13 protein-coding genes and 1 riboswitch are annotated in these 16,357 nt (G+C 72.8%); of the genes, 8 read left to right on the forward strand and 5 right to left on the reverse strand.

Annotated elements, in window-relative coordinates:
- The 4 genes from AC1DQF_RS18190 to AC1DQF_RS18205 all read left to right on the forward strand — a co-directional run.
- The coding region (locus AC1DQF_RS18190; protein WP_477526638.1) for an FHA domain-containing protein at nucleotides 1–497 on the forward strand (497 nt) is incomplete at its 5' end.
- Between the two features lie 66 nt (nucleotides 498–563).
- A complete protein-coding gene (gene ftsR, locus AC1DQF_RS18195) occupies nucleotides 564–1,262 on the forward strand; it encodes a transcriptional regulator FtsR (protein ID WP_477526639.1) in 699 nt (232 codons plus the stop codon).
- 43 nt (nucleotides 1,263–1,305) lie between these two features.
- On the forward strand, nucleotides 1,306–1,779 hold the full coding sequence (locus AC1DQF_RS18200) for a bifunctional nuclease family protein (RefSeq protein ID WP_477526640.1): 474 nt from the start codon (nucleotides 1,306–1,308) through the stop codon (nucleotides 1,777–1,779).
- A gap of 173 nt (nucleotides 1,780–1,952) precedes the next feature.
- Entirely contained in the window at nucleotides 1,953–2,549 is a 597-nt protein-coding gene (locus tag AC1DQF_RS18205; protein WP_477526641.1) for a MerR family transcriptional regulator, read from the forward strand.
- 62 nt (nucleotides 2,550–2,611) lie between these two features.
- Here AC1DQF_RS18205 and AC1DQF_RS18210 read toward each other — a convergent pair whose 3' ends face one another.
- Complete coding sequence (locus tag AC1DQF_RS18210) at nucleotides 2,612–3,472, reverse strand: carbohydrate kinase family protein (protein WP_477526642.1); 861 nt, start codon at nucleotides 3,470–3,472, stop codon at nucleotides 2,612–2,614.
- A 62-nt stretch (nucleotides 3,473–3,534) separates the two neighbouring features.
- Nucleotides 3,535–3,635, forward strand: a riboswitch (glycine riboswitch).
- Nucleotides 3,636–3,704: 69 nt separating this feature from the next.
- On the opposite strand from AC1DQF_RS18210, the gene gcvP reads away from it, so the two are divergent.
- From gcvP to AC1DQF_RS18225, 3 genes are all read left to right on the forward strand, one after another.
- Nucleotides 3,705–6,554, forward strand: coding sequence for an aminomethyl-transferring glycine dehydrogenase (gene gcvP, locus AC1DQF_RS18215; RefSeq protein WP_477526643.1), 2,850 nt, complete (start codon nucleotides 3,705–3,707; stop codon nucleotides 6,552–6,554).
- Nucleotides 6,551–7,891 carry a serine hydrolase domain-containing protein gene (locus AC1DQF_RS18220; protein WP_477526644.1) on the forward strand — a complete coding sequence of 447 codons (1,341 nt, stop codon included), beginning with the start codon at nucleotides 6,551–6,553 and terminating at the stop codon, nucleotides 7,889–7,891. The genes gcvP and AC1DQF_RS18220 overlap by 4 nt, the downstream gene beginning before the upstream one ends.
- A gap of 99 nt (nucleotides 7,892–7,990) precedes the next feature.
- Nucleotides 7,991–9,523 (forward strand): CYTH and CHAD domain-containing protein, encoded by a 1,533-nt coding sequence (locus tag AC1DQF_RS18225; protein WP_477526645.1) that lies wholly within the window; start codon nucleotides 7,991–7,993, stop codon nucleotides 9,521–9,523.
- A gap of 47 nt (nucleotides 9,524–9,570) precedes the next feature.
- Here the strand turns inward: AC1DQF_RS18225 and AC1DQF_RS18230 are convergent, their stop codons facing one another.
- Both AC1DQF_RS18230 and AC1DQF_RS18235 read right to left on the reverse strand, forming a co-directional pair.
- Nucleotides 9,571–10,965 carry a metallopeptidase TldD-related protein gene (locus AC1DQF_RS18230; protein ID WP_477526646.1) on the reverse strand — a complete coding sequence of 465 codons (1,395 nt, stop codon included), beginning with the start codon at nucleotides 10,963–10,965 and terminating at the stop codon, nucleotides 9,571–9,573.
- Nucleotides 10,965–12,485: a TldD/PmbA family protein gene (locus AC1DQF_RS18235; protein WP_477526647.1), complete on the reverse strand. Its 1,521-nt coding sequence runs from the start codon at nucleotides 12,483–12,485 to the stop codon at nucleotides 10,965–10,967. Before AC1DQF_RS18235 ends, AC1DQF_RS18230 begins: the two co-directional genes overlap by 1 nt.
- Before the next feature lie 36 nt (nucleotides 12,486–12,521).
- Here AC1DQF_RS18235 and AC1DQF_RS18240 point away from each other — a divergent pair, with 36 nt between their 5' ends.
- Entirely contained in the window at nucleotides 12,522–13,217 is a 696-nt protein-coding gene (locus AC1DQF_RS18240; protein WP_477526648.1) for a sulfotransferase domain-containing protein, read from the forward strand.
- Between the two features lie 22 nt (nucleotides 13,218–13,239).
- On the opposite strand, the gene AC1DQF_RS18245 is transcribed toward AC1DQF_RS18240, so the two are convergent.
- The gene (locus tag AC1DQF_RS18245; protein ID WP_477526649.1) at nucleotides 13,240–14,406 is read right to left on the reverse strand and encodes an aminotransferase class V-fold PLP-dependent enzyme; all 1,167 of its coding nucleotides are present in this window, start codon (nucleotides 14,404–14,406) and stop codon (nucleotides 13,240–13,242) included.
- A 99-nt stretch (nucleotides 14,407–14,505) separates the two neighbouring features.
- The coding region (locus AC1DQF_RS18250; protein WP_477526650.1) for an SbcC/MukB-like Walker B domain-containing protein at nucleotides 14,506–16,357 on the reverse strand (1,852 nt) is incomplete at its 5' end.

Below are 16,357 nucleotides of genomic sequence, written 5' to 3' on the forward strand. Positions count from 1 at the left end.
ACCCGGACGACGCACGCTTCTGCGCCCAGTGCGGCACCCGCCTGGTGCCTGCGGACGAGACGAGCGCCGCGTCCGGGGGTGGCCGGGCCGCGGGTGACGCGACCGCGACCATCACGTTCGGAGTTCCGAGCGCCGAGTCGTCGGACCGGCAGCTGAGCCCCGTGGACGCGGCCGCCGTGGACGCGCTCCCGGAGGGTCACGCGCTCCTCGTGGTCCAGCGTGGGCCGAGCGCTGGCAGCCGCTTCCTCCTCGACACCGACCTCGTGGGCGCCGGTCGGCACCCCGACAGCGAGATCTTCCTCGACGACGTCACCGTCTCGCGCCGCCACGCGGAGTTCCGGCGCAACGGCAACGAGTTCACGGTCAGCGACGTGGGCAGCCTCAACGGCACCTACGTCAACCGGGACCGGATCGACTCGGTGCGTCTCACCGACGGTGACGAGGTCCAGATCGGCAAGTACCGCCTCGTGTTCTTCTCCGGCGCCTCGGGCAGCTGATCGGTGTCCGTCCCCTCCTCGCCGGCGGCCTCGGGACCAGCGTCCGGGTCGCTTCCGCGCGGCCGGATGAACATCGGGCAGGTGCTCGAGCAGCTGCGTACCGACTTCCCGGGCGTGACGATCCCCAAGATCCGCTTCCTCGAGGACAAGGGTCTGATCAAGCCCGAGCGGACGCCGGCCGGCTACCGGAAGTTCTCCTCCGACGACGTGGAGCGCCTGCGGTACGTCCTGCGCATGCAGCGTGACCACTACCTGCCGCTCAAGGTCATCGGGGAGCACCTCGACGCCATCGACCGTGGCCTCGAGCCGCCGCCGATCGAGGGCGTCGTCCCCACCGTGCCCCAGGTCGCGCTGGCGGCGGACGGGCTGCCGTCGCCCGAGTCCTTCGCACGCACCAGCGACGTCCGCCTCTCCCGGATGGAGCTGCTCAAGATCGCCGAGGTCTCCGACGAGCTCCTCACCCAGCTGGAGCAGTTCGGCCTGATCGCACCGCGCACCGGCACCCGGCACTACGACACCGACGCGCTGGTCGTGGCCCAGACGGCTCGCGAGCTGGCCGACTTCGGCTTCGAGCCGAGGCACCTGCGTGCCTTCAAGACGGCCGCCGACCGCGAGGTGGGGCTGGTCGAGCAGGTCGTCGCTCCGCTCGAGCGGGGTCGCGACACCGGCGCCCGGGGACGTGCGGCGGACGCCGTCACCGAGATCGCGGCGCTGTCCGTGCGCCTGCACGCCACGCTGGTCAAGACCGGCCTGCGCCGTCGCTGACCGCCCTCCCGGGTCGCTCTTGGGCCGGGAGTAGGGTGATGGCGTGCGCGAAGTAGACGTCATCGGAGTCCGCGTCGAGATGCCCTCCAACCAGCCGATCGTGCTGCTGAGGGAGGCATCCGGCGAGCGCTACCTGCCCATCTGGATCGGGGCGGTGRAGGCGACGGCGATCGCCTTCGCCCAGCAGGGAGTCGTGCCGCCGCGACCACTCACCCACGACCTCATGAAGGACGTGCTCGAGGCCACCGGTCAGCAGCTGAGCGAGGTGCGGGTCACCGACGTCAAGGACGGCGTCTTCTACGCCGAGCTCGTCTTCGCGTCCGGCCAGGTCGTCAGCGCACGGCCCTCCGACTCCATCGCCCTCGCCCTGCGCACCGGCGCCAAGATCGTGTGCGCCGAGGGCGTCCTGGACGAGGCCGGTCTTGCCGTCCCCGCGGAGCAGGAGGACGAGGTCGAGGCCTTCCGCGAGTTCCTCGACCACGTCTCACCCGAGGACTTCGAGCGGCCCGAAGCCTGACTCTCAACCTGAGGTTGAGGGTTACGACACGCCGCGGAGACGTTTGACCACCCTGCACCACAGGCATAGGTTGAAGTTCTTCGCTGTAACTCCACCCGTGTGGTTGCCCTTCCCCGCATCCGCCTTTCCCCCGGAGCTACGCCCAGTGGAGGAGTAGACCGTGGAGGGTCGTCGTGGCTTCGAACGAGAACGAGCAGGACCGCGTGGGTGCTGAGGCAGCCCACGCCGCCGAGATCGCCGACGAGCAGGGACTGCTCTTCACCGACGACGTCTCGCCGCTCCCGAGCGACACCGGCTACCGAGGGCCGACGGCCTGCAACGCGGCCGGCATCACCTACCGCCAGCTCGACTACTGGGCCCGCACCGGCCTCGTCGAGCCCACCGTGCGCGGCGCGTCCGGGTCCGGCACCCAGCGCCTCTACTCCTTCCGCGACATCCTCCTGCTCAAGGTCGTCAAGCGTCTGCTCGACGCCGGCATCTCGCTGCAGCAGATCCGCACGGCGGTCGCCCACCTGCGCGAGCGCGGCACCGACGACCTGACCCGCGTCACCCTGATGAGCGACGGGGCCAGCGTCTACGAGTGCACCAGCAACGACGAGGTGATCGACCTCCTCCAGGGTGGGCAGGGCGTCTTCGGCATCGCCATCGGGGGAGTGTGGCGCGAGATCGAGGGCACCCTCGCCGAGCTGCCGAGCGAGCGCACCGCGCAGGACGCGCCCGCACCCAGCGACGAGCTCGCCGCCCGGCGGGCCGCGCGCCAGACCGGCTGAGCGCCACACCACACAGACCACGCGACGGGCCCGGAGCACACGCTCCGGGCCCGTCGTACGTCTCAGGGGTCCGTGCGGGAAGGGGCGAGCCCGGGGGAGCGCAGGCACTCCGCGGCCTGCCGGTGCCCGGCCTCCATCGCCTGCGCCAGGCCGTGCCCGGCCAGGGTCGCCGCCAGGACGCCGGAGAAGAACGCGTCGCCGGCCCCGTTGGTGTCCACCACGTCGGTGACGGGCCGGACCGGGACGTCCAGCTCCTCGGTCGCCGTCACCGCCGTCGCCCCCCGCGCGCCCCGGGTGCAGACGACCAACGACGTGCCGGCGTCCACGCGGGCACGCATGAAGGGCAGCGGATCGGCCATCCCGTCGTCGTTGAGGAACAACACGTCGGCCGCGTCCACCCAGTCGCGGTGGAAGGCCGCGGCGCCGTCGTAGTCGTGCACGTCGCACCACACCGGGCGCGCGGCGGCCCGGGCCCGGGCGAGGAGAGGCCGGGCGACCTCCGCGAGGTCCAGGACGGCGACGTCGCAGGACTCGAGCGCCCCCGCCAGGGCAGCCGGGTGTTCCGGTGCCGCCAGCACGTCGGGCAGGCGGAGGTAGATCGACACCCGCCCGCCGCGGTCGTCCATCAGGTTGAGGTGCTGCTCGGTGCCCCCGGCAGACGTGTCCGCCAGCACCGTGACGGAGGGATGCTGCAGCGCCGTCCGAGCCAGGTCGCCCTCGGGATCCTCGCCGAGCACCGTGGCCAGGGTGACGCCGACGCCCAGCGCGGCGAGGTGCAGGGCCTTGCCGGCCGACGTGCCCCCGAGCGTGTCGACGTGGCGGCGGGCGAACACGGTGTGCGGGCGGGGATCGGGGAGCGCGTCGAGGTGGACGACGCGGTTCCACGACACGGGACCGGCGACCAGGACCTGGGGAGACCTCACCGGGCCATCATCGCGTCCAGGTCGGGTCGGCGCCCGGGCGCTGGTAGATTCGGTGCTGCTGATGATCCCGCACGGGAGAGTCTTCGCCCGGCCTCGGTCGGGCAAGCGCCGAAGGGGCAATTCCTCCCCGGAACCTCTCAGGCACCCGGACCGTGCAGACCAGGCAGCTCTGGAGACCCCCGCGGGGGACGACAGAGGGGGAGGCCCGCTGACCGCGACCCAGGGAGCCTCCATGACGGATTCGTCCGACCTCACGACCGCACCGTTCGTCGATCGCCACATCGGCCTGCGCGAGCCCGACGTCGAGGTGATGCTCAAGCAGCTCGGCTTCGACAGCCTCGACGCGCTGATGGAGGCCGCCGTCCCCGGCGGGATCCGGGCCGGCGCCGAGCTCGACCTGCCGCCGGCGCTCACCGAGGACGTGGCCGCGCGCGACCTGCGCCGCATCGCCGGGCTCAACCGCCCCGCGGAGGCGATGATCGGACTGGGCTACCACGCGACCATCACCCCGCCGGTGATCCGCCGCAACGTCCTCGAGGACCCGAGCTGGTACACCGCCTACACGCCGTACCAGCCGGAGATCTCCCAGGGCCGCCTCGAGGCCCTCATCAACTTCCAGACCGTCATCGGCGACCTGACCGGGCTGCCCACCGCCAACGCGTCGCTGCTCGACGAGGGCACCGCGGCCGCCGAGGCAATGACCCTCGTGCGGCGCGGCAACCGCAAGGCCAGCGGGCCCTTCGTCGTGGACGCCGACGCGCTCCCGCAGACGATCGACGTGGTGCGCACCCGGGCCGAGGCCATGGGCATCGACGTGGTGGTCGCCGATCTCACCGAGGGGCTGCCCGAGGGCGAGCTGTCCGGAGTGCTGGTGCAGTACCCCGGCGCCTCCGGGCGGGTGCTCGATCCGCGTCCGGTCATCGAGGCGGCCCACGAGCGCGACGCGCTGGCCGTCGTGGCCGCCGACCTGCTGGCCCTGACCGTGCTGGAGGCTCCGGGCGAGCTCGGCGCCGACGTGGTGGTCGGGTCCTCGCAGCGTTTCGGCGTACCCCTGTTCTACGGCGGACCGCACGCCGGCTACATGGCCGTCGCCGCGGGGCTCGAGCGTCACCTGCCCGGACGCCTCGTCGGCGTCTCGGTGGACGCCGAGGGCCGCCCGGCCTACCGGCTCGCGCTGCAGACGCGCGAGCAGCACATCCGCCGCGACAAGGCGACCTCCAACATCTGCACCGCGCAGGTGCTCCTCGCCGTCGTGGCCTCGATGTACGCCGTCTACCACGGCCCCGACGGCCTGCGGGAGATCGCCCGGCGCACCCACCGCTTCGCCGGTCGGATCGCCGGGGCCCTGACGGCCGGGGGAGTGGAGCTCGAGAACGACACCTTCTTCGACACCCTCACCGCCGTCGTCCCCGGTCGCGCGGCCGACGTGGTCGCCGGGGCGCGCAGCCTCGGCCTCCAGCTGCGCCTGGTCGACGGCGACCGGGTCGGCATCAGCACCTCGGAGTGCACCACGCCGGCCACCGTGGCCAGTGTGCTGCGCGCCTTCGGCGTCCCTGCCCCCGAGATCGACGAGGACGTGCCCGAGGGCCTGCCCGTCGACCTGCGTCGCGCGACGGCGTACCTCACCCACGAGGTCTTCGGCAGCCACCACAGCGAGACGCAGATGCTGCGCTACCTGCGCCGGCTGTCGGGCCGCGACTACGCCCTCGATCGCGGCATGATCCCGCTCGGCTCCTGCACGATGAAGCTCAACGCCACCACCGAGATGGAGCCCATCAGCCTGCCGGGCTTCGCCGACCTGCACCCCTTCGCACCGGCCGAGGACGCGGCCGGCTACCGCCAGCTCGTCGACGACCTCGAGGGGTGGCTGGCCGAGGTGACCGGGTACGACCGCGTGTCGATCCAGCCCAACGCCGGCTCGCAGGGCGAGCTGGCCGGCCTGCTGGCCATCCGGGGCTACCACCGCGGGCGTGGGGACGAGGGCCGCAACATCTGCCTCATCCCGTCGTCCGCGCACGGCACCAACGCGGCGTCGGCGGTGATGGCGGGGATGAAGGTCGTGGTCGTCAAGGCCGCCGACGACGGCACCGTCGACCTCGACGACCTGCGCGCGGCGTGCGACAAGCACTCCGAGGCACTCGCCGCGATCATGGTGACCTACCCGTCCACGCACGGGGCCTACGAGGACACGATCACCGAGCTGTGCGAGATCGTGCACGGCCACGGTGGCCAGGTCTACGTCGACGGCGCGAACCTCAACGCGCTCCTCGGCCACGCCAGGCCGGGCGAGTTCGGGGGCGACGTGTCGCACCTCAACCTGCACAAGACGTTCTGCATCCCGCACGGCGGTGGCGGGCCCGGCGTGGGCCCGGTCGCGGTCCGCGAGCACCTGGCGCCGTACCTCCCCTCGCACCCGATGCACCCGGAGGAGGACAAGCGCACCGGCATCGGCGCGATCAGCGCGGCGCCGTACGGCTCGGCGGGCATCCTGCCCATCTCGTGGGCCTACATCCGGCTCATGGGCGGCCCCGGGCTGGCCCGGGCGACCGCCGTGGCGGTGCTCAGCGCCAACTACGTCGCGCACCGCCTGCAGGAGCACTACCCGGTGCTCTACCGCGGACACGGCGACCTGGTCGCCCACGAGTGCATCCTCGACGTGCGCGGCCTGACCAAGGAGTCAGGCGTCAGCGTGGACGACGTGGCCAAGCGCCTCGTCGACTACGGCTTCCACGCGCCGACCATGTCGTTCCCGGTCGCCGGGACGCTGATGGTCGAGCCCACCGAGTCCGAGGACCTCGCGGAGATCGACCGCTTCTGCGACGCGATGATCGCGATCCGGGAGGAGATCGCCCAGATGCAGGCCGGGACCTGGAGCCCCGAGGACTCCCCGCTGCGCCACGCACCGCACACGGCCCGCGCGCTCGTCGGCGACTGGGACCGCGCCTACTCCCGCGAGGTCGGCGTCTTCCCGACCGGCGTGGACCCCGACAAGTACTGGCCGCCGGTGGCCCGGATCGACCAGGCGTACGGCGACCGCAACCTGGTCTGCGCCTGCCCGCCACCCGAGGCCTTCGCCGAATGACCCCGCAGATCGACGCCGTCACCGAGCACACGGCACGGCGGCTGCGCTGGCGGCTGGCCTCGGCGCAGTCCGAGGGCCAGGTGCCCTCGATCGTCGCCGGTGTCGTGCGTGGTGGCGGGCTGGCCTGGGCCGACGGCGTCGGCGACGTGCCCGGTGACGTCGTCGACACGCAGTACAAGGTCGGCTCCATCACCAAGACCCTGACCGCTGTCCTGGTCCTGCAGCTCGTCGACGAGGGCGTGCTGTCCCTGGACGGGCCGGCCTCCGACGTGCTCGGAGAGGTCGGGTACGCCGACCGCACCATCCGCCAGCTGCTGGCCCACTCGGGCGGCCTGCAGGCCGAGCCGGCCGGATCGTGGTGGGAGCGGACCGAGGGCGGGACGTTCGAGGAGCTCGCCGCGGCCAACGACGGCTCCGCGGCGGCCTTCGACCCCGACCGCCGCTTCCACTACTCCAACCTCGGCTACGGGCTCCTCGGCGAGGTGGTGGCCCGGCTGCGCGGGCAGACGTGGTGGGAGGCGGTCGAGGAGCGGATCCTGGTCCCGCTCGGGATGACCCGCACGTCGTACCAGGCCTCCGGTGCGCACGCGCTCGGCTGGTCGGTGCACCCCTACGCCCAGACGCTGATCCCCGAGCCGCTGCCCGACACGGCCGCGATGGCGCCCGCCGGCCAGGTGTGGAGCACGGTGACCGACCTCGCGACGTACTGCACCTTCCTGCTCGACGGCCACGCCGACGTCCTGTCCGCATCCGTGCTGGCGCAGGCGTTCACGCCGCAGGCGGGCGAGGAGTCGACGGGTCTCGCCTACGCCCACGGCCTGGGCTTCCAGGTGATGCGCGGTGGCGCGGGCACCCTCGTGGGCCACAGCGGCTCGATGCCCGGCTTCCACGCGATCTGCCTGGTCGACCGCACGCGGCGCACCGGCGTGGTCGGCCTGGTCAACGCCACCGGCGGGGTGCCCGTGATGGCGTTCGGCGCGGCGCTGCTCGACGAGCTCGAGCGGTGCGAGCCGACGATGCCACCGGTGTGGCGGCCCAACGAGAGCGTGCCGGCGGCCTTCGCCGACGCCCTCGGCGTCTGGCACTGGGGCGCGACGCCCTACGTCCTGGCCTGCGAGGGGGGCGACCTGGTCGCTCGTCGGCGCCACGTGGAGCTGTGGCGCTTCGTCGACGTCGACGGTCGCATCGTGGGGACCCGCGGCTACCACGCGGGCGAGGAGCTGCACGTCGTACGCCGCGACGACGGGTCCGTCTCGCACCTCGACGTGGGCACGTTCATCCTGACCCGACAGCCCTACGAGCCGGGCACTCCGGTTCCCGGAGGTCACCCCGCCTGAGGACGGGCCGCTGTCCCCGCAGCCCGCGGCGTGCCGCATCTGGGGGACTAGTCCGGGACGGACGAGGCGGAGGCCTGCCCGGTGCGGTACACCTCAGGGGTGCCGGACCACCACGAGGTCGAGCTGACATGGTCGCCTGCCGCCGACGCGGAGGTGCCCGACCTCACCGGCCTGCCCGGGGTGGTCTCCGTCGAGGGCGCGGGCACCGACGACCTGGTCGCCGTCTACTTCGACACCGCCGAGCTGTCGCTGATGGCGGCCGGGGTCACGCTGCGTCGCCGCGAGGGCGGCGCCGACGAGGGCTGGCACCTCAAGGTCCCGGCCGGAGACGGACGCGACGAGGTCCACCTGCCGCTCGCCCGCGCCACGCACGTCGTGCCGAAGCCGCTGCGCGAGGCGGTGCACGCCTGGACCCGCGGCGCCGAGCTGGCGCCGGTGGCCACCATCGACACGCGGCGCACCACCCACCGCCTCGTCGGGGCCGAGGGTGAGGTCCTGGCCGAGCTGGCCGACGACCGGGTGCGCGGAACGGTGCCGGACGCCGGGACCGCGGTCGAGTGGCGGGAGTGGGAGCTCGAGCTCGTCACCGGCGACCGGGCGCTGCTGGAGGCGGCCACCCGGATGCTCGCCGGCCTGGGCGTCGAGCTCAGCGAGATCCAGCGGAAGGTGGAGCGGGTGGTGGGGGAGGGGGTGCCGCGCTCGTCACGGCCCCGCCGCCCCAAGCGAGGCCGGCCATCCGGCCTCGTCCTGCAGCGGCTCCTGCACGAGCAGCGCGCCGAGCTGGCGCGCCGGGACAGCGCGATCCGCCGCGGGGAGCCCGACTCGGTGCACAGGGCGCGCATCGCCACACGCCGCATGAGGTCGGCCCTCGGCGCCTACGGCCACTTGCTCGAGGAGGGGGTTGCCGGCCGGGTCAGCCACGAGCTCCGGTGGCTGGCGCGCGTCCTGGGCGACTCGCGTGACGTCGAGGTCGGTCACGCCCGCCTGCTCCACATGGTCGACGCCGAGCCGGACGACCTCGTCGTGGGCCTCGTACGGCGACGCATCGACGCGACGTACGCCGATCGCCAGGAGCGGGCCGACGAGAAGGTGCGGACCGCGCTGGAGTCACCGCGCTACCTCGCCCTGCTGGCGGCCCTGGACCGGCTGGTCCTGGAGGGGATCGACAAGGAGCCGTGGACCGAGCTGGCCGGGCGGCCGGCGCGTGAGGTCCTGCCGCCGATGGTCCTCAAGGACTGGAAGAAGCTGCGCCGGCGGGTCAGGGCCATCGACCGGGCGGGGGAGGACGACGCCACGAAGCACGACTCCGCGGTGCACGACGCCCGGAAGGCGGCCAAGCGGCTGCGCTACGAGGTGGAGGCGCTGGTCCCGGTGTGGGGCGGTGACGCCGGCAGGCTGGCCCGGGCAGCCAAACGGATGTCGTCGCTGCTGGGCGACCGGCAGGACACGGTCGTGGCGCGCCGGGACCTGCTCGAGCTGGCGTCGGCGGCGCGCGCAGCGGGCGAGAGCGACTTCACCTACGGGCGCCTGCACGCGCACGAGGACGCCCACGCCGCACACCTGGACGACGAGTTCGAGAGGGTCTGGCCGGACGTCGTTGACCGCAAGCGGCTGCGCCGCTGGCTGGGTTGAGCCTGCTCACCGTCGTGTGCGGTGTCGCCGTCCTCCTCGACCGAGGATCACAGGGCCTGCGAGACGCTCGACATGTTGAAGTCGGGGATGCGCAGGGCCGGCGTCGCGGTGCGCGAGAAGTAGTCGTCTCCCCACTCCCGGCTGAAGCTCGGCACCGTCGCGCTGGCCGCGCTGAACCGGTTGAGCAGGTCGACCGGGCTCTCGTTCCAGCGGAAGTTGTTGACCGCGCCGGTGATCTCACCCCCCTCGACGAGGTAGACGCCGTCACGCGTGAGGCCGGTGAGCAGCATCGTCTGCGGGTCCACCTCGCGGATGTACCACAGGCACGTCACCAGCAGGCCGCGCTCGGTCCCGGCCACCAGGTCCTCGACCGAACCGCCCGCCCCGTCGACCTCGAGCACCAGGTTGTCGATCATCGGCGTCACGGGCTGGCCGGTCATGGCCGCGGAGTGCCGCGTCTGGATGAGCGAGGCGAGCTCGCCGTCGCGGATCCAGTCGGTGCGCTCGAGGGGAAGGCCGTTGTCGAAGACCGACTCGGTGTTGTCGGACGCCGCGGCGACGTCGAACGGTGCGCAGGCCAGGGCGGCGTACGCCGGGTCGGAGTAGAGGTGGACCCCCGGGCGGGCGATCCGCTCGCCGATCCGGGTGCCTCCGCCACGACGGCTGTAGACGGACTCGCCCTCGTGGGCGACCCGGGCGCCGGCGCCCCAGTAGGCGTCGATCATCAGGTCCGCCACCGAGCTGGGCGGCAGGATCGTGTCGTAGCGACCGGCCGGCAGGTAGGTGCGCCGCTGGGCCCAACCGAGGCGGGTGGCCACCTGGTCGGCCATCGTGAGCGCATCCACGTCGGCGAAGTCGCGGGTGGCGCCGCCGACCCAGGCACTGCTGGCCAGGTCGGTGGTCTTGGCGGTGCAGGCGTAGTGGCCGGTCGGCTGGGTGTGCCGCAGTCGAAGACCGCGGGAGGAGCCGAGGAAGGTGGTGACCATCTCGTGGTTGACGAAGCCGTACAGCACCCGGTCGGCCGCGGACGCCTGTCCGAAGGCCTCGCCCAGGGCGGGCGCGAACGCGTCGTACACGTGGATGTCGGTCTGCTCGGGCACGTCGTCCCAGTCGGGGCTGGTGCGATCGGCGACCAGGTCGGCAACGTCCTCGGCGGGACCGGCGGCACGGGCTGCGGCGTCAGCGGCAGCGACGAGGGCGTCGACCTGCGCACGACTGCTGGCCGACCCCGACACCGAGCCGGTCGCCGTACGTGCGGTGCCTCCGACGAAGGAGATGACGGTGACGTCGCTGGAGACCATGACGCCGTTGGTGGTGAGGGTGTTGTTGGCCCAGCGCAGGTTGGCACTGCTCGTCGCCCGCACGATGACGACACAGTCGTCGGCGCTCGAGGCCGCCAGTGCGTGCTCGACGAGCTGCTGGGGGGTCACGGTGGTCGCCATCAGTGGCCTGCCTCGTCGTTCGTGTTGAGGATGCGTACGTCGCGGAACAGCGCCGTCGGGCAGCCGTGGCTGACCGCGGCGACCTGGYCGGGCTGGGCCTTGCCGCAGTTGAACGCCCCGCCCAGCACCCAGGTGTCGGGACCGCCCACCGCCTCCATGGAGCCCCAGAAGTCGGTGGTGGTGGCCTGGTAGGCCACATCACGCAGCTGGCCCTTGAGCTCGCCGTCGACGATCTCGTAGAACCGCTGGCCCGTGAACTGGAAGTTGAACCGCTGCATGTCGATCGACCACGACTTGTCGCCGACGACGTAGATGCCGCGCTCGACGCGACCGATCAGCTCCTCGGTCGTGGGGCCGTCCGGAGCGGGTTGGAGGGACACGTTGGCCATCCGCTGGATGGGTATGTGTCCGGGGGAGTCGGCGTACGCACATCCGTTGGACCGGCCCTCGTGCAGCTCGGGCTTCATGTGACCCATCGAGCGGTCGAGCTGGTAGCCGACGAGGACCCCGTCGCGGACGATGTCCCACGACTGCGTCCGCACACCCTCGTCGTCGTAGCCGACGGTGGCCAGGCCGTGCTCGGTGGTGCGGTCGCCGGTGACGTTCATGACCGGGGAGCCGTACTGGAGGGTCCCGAGCTTGTCGTAGGTGGCGAACGACGTCCCGGCGTAGTTGGCCTCGTAGCCGAGGGCCCGGTCCAGCTCGGTCGCGTGCCCGATCGACTCGTGGATGGTGAGCCACAGGTTGGACGGGTGGATCACCAGGTCGTAGGTGCCTGCCTCGACGCTCGGGGCGGCCAGCTTGGCGGCGAGGAGCTCGGGGACCTCGGCGAGCTCGGCGTCCCAGTCCCACGTGCCGTCGGTGACGTACTCCCAGCCGCGCCCCACCGGCGGCGCGATCGAGGCCATGGAGTCGAAGACGCCGGTGCTCTCGTCGGAGCCCATCGCCTCGAATCCGGGCATCATCCGCACCCGCTGCTGGGTGGTGCGGGTGCCGGCCAGGTCCGCGTAGTACTTGTTCTCCTGCACCTGCTGGAGGAAGGACGTGGCGTGCCCGACGGCGGCGTGCGAGCGCAGCCGGTCGGTCCAGTCCATGAGCACGGCCGCCTTGTCGGCGGTCGGCACCTCGAGCGGGTTGAGGTCGTACGCCGAGATCCAGGTGACGTCGTCGTGGACGGGCTCGGGCGCGATCTCGACCGGGGTGGTGGTCATCTCCGCGGCGACCTCGGCGACCGCCACCGCGGTCTCGGCGATCCGCCGGGCCTCCTCGGGCGTGAGGACCACACCGGAGGCGAACCCCCACGCCCCGCGGTGGATCACCCGCACGGCGAAGCCGAGGTCCTCGGTGTCCATCGCGGTCTGCAGGATGCCGTCGCGGGCGGCGAGGTACTGGTAGCGGACCCGCTCGAAGCGGAAGTCGGCGTGGGTCGCCCCGAGCTCGCGGGCCCGGCCCAGCGCGACGTCGCCGAGGTCGCGGTAGGGCAGGGACGCGAAGGTGGGGTCGAGGCCTTGAGCACTCATGGGTCCGAACCTAGCCCAGCGGTTAGGGTGCTCCGCATGACGACACCGGCGTGGCTCGGGATCGGTGCCCAGCGCTCGGGGACGACGTGGTTCACCGACCTGCTGGTCCAGCACCCGGAGGTCGACCTCGGGACCAACGGCAAGAAGGAGCAGCACCTGCTCCACAAGGTCGGCGACGGCGTCGTGCCCGCCTCCGAGTACCTCGACCTGTTTCCCGCCGACGGCGTGCGGCGGGGGGAGTGGACGCCGCAGTACCTGCGGCACGCCTCCGCGCCGGCCGTCGCGGCCCGGCTGCTGGGACCGGAGGTCCCGGTGCTGGTGCTCCTGCGCGACCCGGTGGAGCGCTTCCTCTCCGCGATGCGACTGGCCGCCACCCGGGCCAGCTCGCCGTGGCCCTACCCGGTGCCGATCACGGTGCAGGGCTTCAGCGGGTTCTACGCCGACCAGCTGGCCATGTGGGAGCACCACGTGGGTCGCGGGCGGATGATGGTGATGGTCTACGAGTCCGTACGCCGCGAGCCGCAGCTCGCCGTCGACGCCGTGTGGACGCGCCTCGGCCTCACGACGGTGCCGCTCACGGACGTGGACCGGCCGTCGCGCTCGAGCAGCCACGCGACGTGGGAGCCGCCGAGCGGTCTGGTCGAGTCCCTGGAGGTGCTCTACCGACCGCAGGTCGGCCGGCTCGCGGACGACTGGGGCCTGGACCTGTCGTCCTGGTCCTTGCCTCGCTGAGGTAGCCATCCGGGCCGGACGGCTACAGCTGCCCTGACCGGCTGGTGGGGGCGCCGATCGACTCGAGCCCGTCGGCCAGTGCTCGCACGTCATCCTCGCTGTTGTAGAGGTGGAGCGAGACACGGATTCCGCCGCCGCGTGAGCTGGTGATGACCCTGCGTTCGTCGGCGAGTGCGGCCTGGACGTGCTCGACCGGCGCTGTCGGGTGTCGCAACGAGACGATGTGACCGCTGGCGGACTCATCGTCGAGGGGGCGGAAGGGGCTCCAACCGAGCGGCGCCACACGCTGCACGAGGCTGGTCGCAAGCCGGTCCGCGTGCTCCTGAATCGAGCTCAGCCCGACTCCGCCCAGCATCCTGATGGACGCGAGCAGGCCCAGAGCCGAGCTGTACGACATCGTCGACAGCTCGAAACGGCGCGCGTCCCCGGCGAGCGAGAGCTCCTGCGGGGTGAACGCGAACGGTGTGGCGCTGCCCTTCCACCCGACGAGCCGGGGGACGTCGGCCGCAAGGTCCTCGGTGACCGCAAGCAGCGCGACGCCGCCGGGAGCGGACAGCCACTTGTACCCGCTGCACACCAGCGCGTCGATCCCCCAGTCGCTCATGGTGACCGGGACGGCTCCTGCCATCTGGGTGACATCGACGACGACCCGGGCGCGAACGCTTCGAGCACGTGCCACGAGTGCGGCGACGTCGATCCGCGTGCCCGTGGCGTACTGGACCGCGCTCACGCACACGACCGTGGTTCGTTCGCTGATGGCATCGACGAGCGACAGCGTGAGGTCCTCGGAGGCCACGTCAGGGACCCAGCGAATCCGCATCCCGGAACGCTCACGGGCGGCCAGCCAGGGGTAGGTCACGCTCGGGAAGTCGCTCGGCACCAGGATGACCTCGCCCTCCGGGTCGGTCAGCAAGGCGGCGAGCTGACCGAGGCCCTCACTCGCTCCGCCCACCACCGCGACCGCGGCCTGCGGCGCGCCGAGCATCTCGGCCGCCGCGGCTCGAAGCGAGTCAAGGATCTCGCTCTCGGCCCGGTCCGACAGTCGCAGGTTGCCGTGCTGGGCCACGTCGGTCAGGAAACGGGTGGTCGCCTCGAGGGACACGCGAGGCATCAGGCCGAGGGAGGCCTGGTTCAGGTACGTGCAATCGGACAGCGCCGCGTAGTCCCGACGGTCGACCAAAGGATCCATGTCATCCTGCCGCTGGTGGTGAGTGGGCCTGCTCGGTCGAGTCTTCCATGCCGGTGTCCTGGGGCCTCGCGTCCTGCGTGATCCATCGGACGGCGCAGCTCAGGCCGACACGGTCTCGACCCGGGATCCCCGGTGGCGATGCTTGAGGACGCGCAGCTGGGTGGGGATCCGGTCTCGCATCTCGGCCACGTGGCTGACGACGCCCACGACGCGGCCGCCGTCACGCAGGCTGTCGAGCGTGTCCATGACGTCGTCGAGGGTCTCGGCGTCGAGGGAGCCGAAGCCCTCGTCGACGAAGAGGGTGTCGAGGTCCGCGCCACCCGCCTCCTGGGTGATGACGTCGGCGAGGCCCAGGGCGAGGGCGAGGGACACCACGAAGGTCTCACCCCCGGACAGGGTGGCCGGGTCGCGCGACTCCCCGGACCAGTCGTCGCGCACCAGCAGGCTGAGGCCGCCCCGGGTCTCACCGGCTCCGCGCCGGCCGGTGTGCTCGAGGGAGTAGCGCTGGTCGCTCATGGTGGCCAGGCGCTCGTTGGCCGCCGCGACGACCTGGCTCAGCCGGTGGGCCAGGACGTAGGCAGACAGACGCATCTGCAGGGTGTTGTCGGCCGACTTGCCCTCGACGAAGGCCGACAGGTGGGTCGCGAGGTCCAGGTCGGCCCGCACCGGGGCCCAGGCGTCGAGCGCGTCGGCCAGGTCGGTGCCGAGGTCGTCGAGGCGGGTGACCCGGCGGAGGGCCATCTCCAGTGCGGCGTGCGCGGCCCGGACGGCGGCCCCGGTCGTCTCGCGGCGACGACGGAGACCGGGAAGGTCCGGGACACCCCGCGACGCCGCCTCGGCGTGAGCCGCGTCGTCGAGCACCTCGTGGGCCCGGAGGAGCCGGGCCTCGGCGGCGTCGAGCTCGGCCGCCAGCCGTCGGAGGTCGCCGTCGGGGAGCAGGGCTCCGCGGTAGTCGTCGAGCCCGTTGAAGCCTGCCCGGTCCGCGGCCTCGACCAGGGCCCGCTCCGCGGTGCGGCGGTCGCGCTCGGCGAAGCGCAGCTCCTCGTCGGCGGCACAGGCCTCGGCCAGCCGGTCATGGCGGCGGGCCAGGTGGGCGCGCAGCGCGGTGAGGGTCGGTTGGCCGGTGCCGTCGAGGACGGCGGCCACCCGGGTCGCGAGACGCTCGCACTCGGCGCGGTGCAGCTCGAGCCGGGAGTCGAGCGCCGCAAGGCGCTGCTCGTGGGCGTCGACCTCGGCCTGCAGGCCGCTGGCCTCGGCCTCGACGGCGGCGACCTCTGGCCCCAGCGTGGGCGTCCGCGCGGCCTGGGAGGCGACCTCCGCGTGCCGGTCGAGGGCTTCGGCCAGCTCCTCGTCGAGGGAGCCGACCTGCTCGGACCCGGTGAGTGCGACCAGGGCGGCGTGCTGGGACTCCAGCTGCCGGGCCCGATCGTCCAGGGCGACCAGCACGGTCTCCGCGTCGTCGACCGCCTTGCGCGCCGCTCGCTCGCTCGCGGCGTCGGGGGAGCCGTGGGCGGGCACCGCGAGGCTGGGGTGCTCGCAGGACCCGCACACCGGGCAGCTCGAGCCCACCGCGATCTGGCCCGCGAGCTCAGCCGCCATGCCATCCAGGCGAGCCTCCCGGATCTCGAGCCAGCGCTCCTTGAGCACCGTGATCTCCGCACGCGCGGCCTCACGGTCGGCGACGGCCGCCCGCAGCACCGGGACGAGGGCGTTCCGGTCGCGCGCGGCGTCACGTCGTGCGCGGACCTGCTCCACCTCGGCGGTGACCGCGGGGAGGCGGACGGCGGCCTCCTCGGCACCCCGCAGGGCGTCGCGGAGGGTGATCAGCCGGCCCGGCAGTGCCGCGGCGCGGTCGAGAACCRCGGCTCGTCGTGCAGTGGCGCCCTCCCGCGCGGTCTGGACCTCGTCGCACAGCCGGCGGACCTCGACCAGCCGGTCGGCGTCCGGGCGC

This window comes from Nocardioides sp. P4_G4 (genome assembly GCF_056401085.1).

What these genes read in the sequence shown, in the direction of transcription:
- AC1DQF_RS18230 (WP_477526646.1), bottom strand. Translation starts at nt 10,965, where the DNA reads ATGGCGACCACCGTGACCCCCCAGCAGCTCGTCGAGCACGCACTGGCG.
- AC1DQF_RS18245 (WP_477526649.1), bottom strand. Translation starts at nt 14,406, where the DNA reads ATGGATCCTTTGGTCGACCGTCGGGACTACGCGGCGCTGTCCGATTGC.
- gcvP (WP_477526643.1), top strand. Translation starts at nt 3,705, where the DNA reads ATGACGGATTCGTCCGACCTCACGACCGCACCGTTCGTCGATCGCCAC.
- ftsR (WP_477526639.1), top strand. Translation starts at nt 564, where the DNA reads ATGAACATCGGGCAGGTGCTCGAGCAGCTGCGTACCGACTTCCCGGGC.
- AC1DQF_RS18220 (WP_477526644.1), top strand. Translation starts at nt 6,551, where the DNA reads ATGACCCCGCAGATCGACGCCGTCACCGAGCACACGGCACGGCGGCTG.
- AC1DQF_RS18240 (WP_477526648.1), top strand. Translation starts at nt 12,522, where the DNA reads ATGACGACACCGGCGTGGCTCGGGATCGGTGCCCAGCGCTCGGGGACG.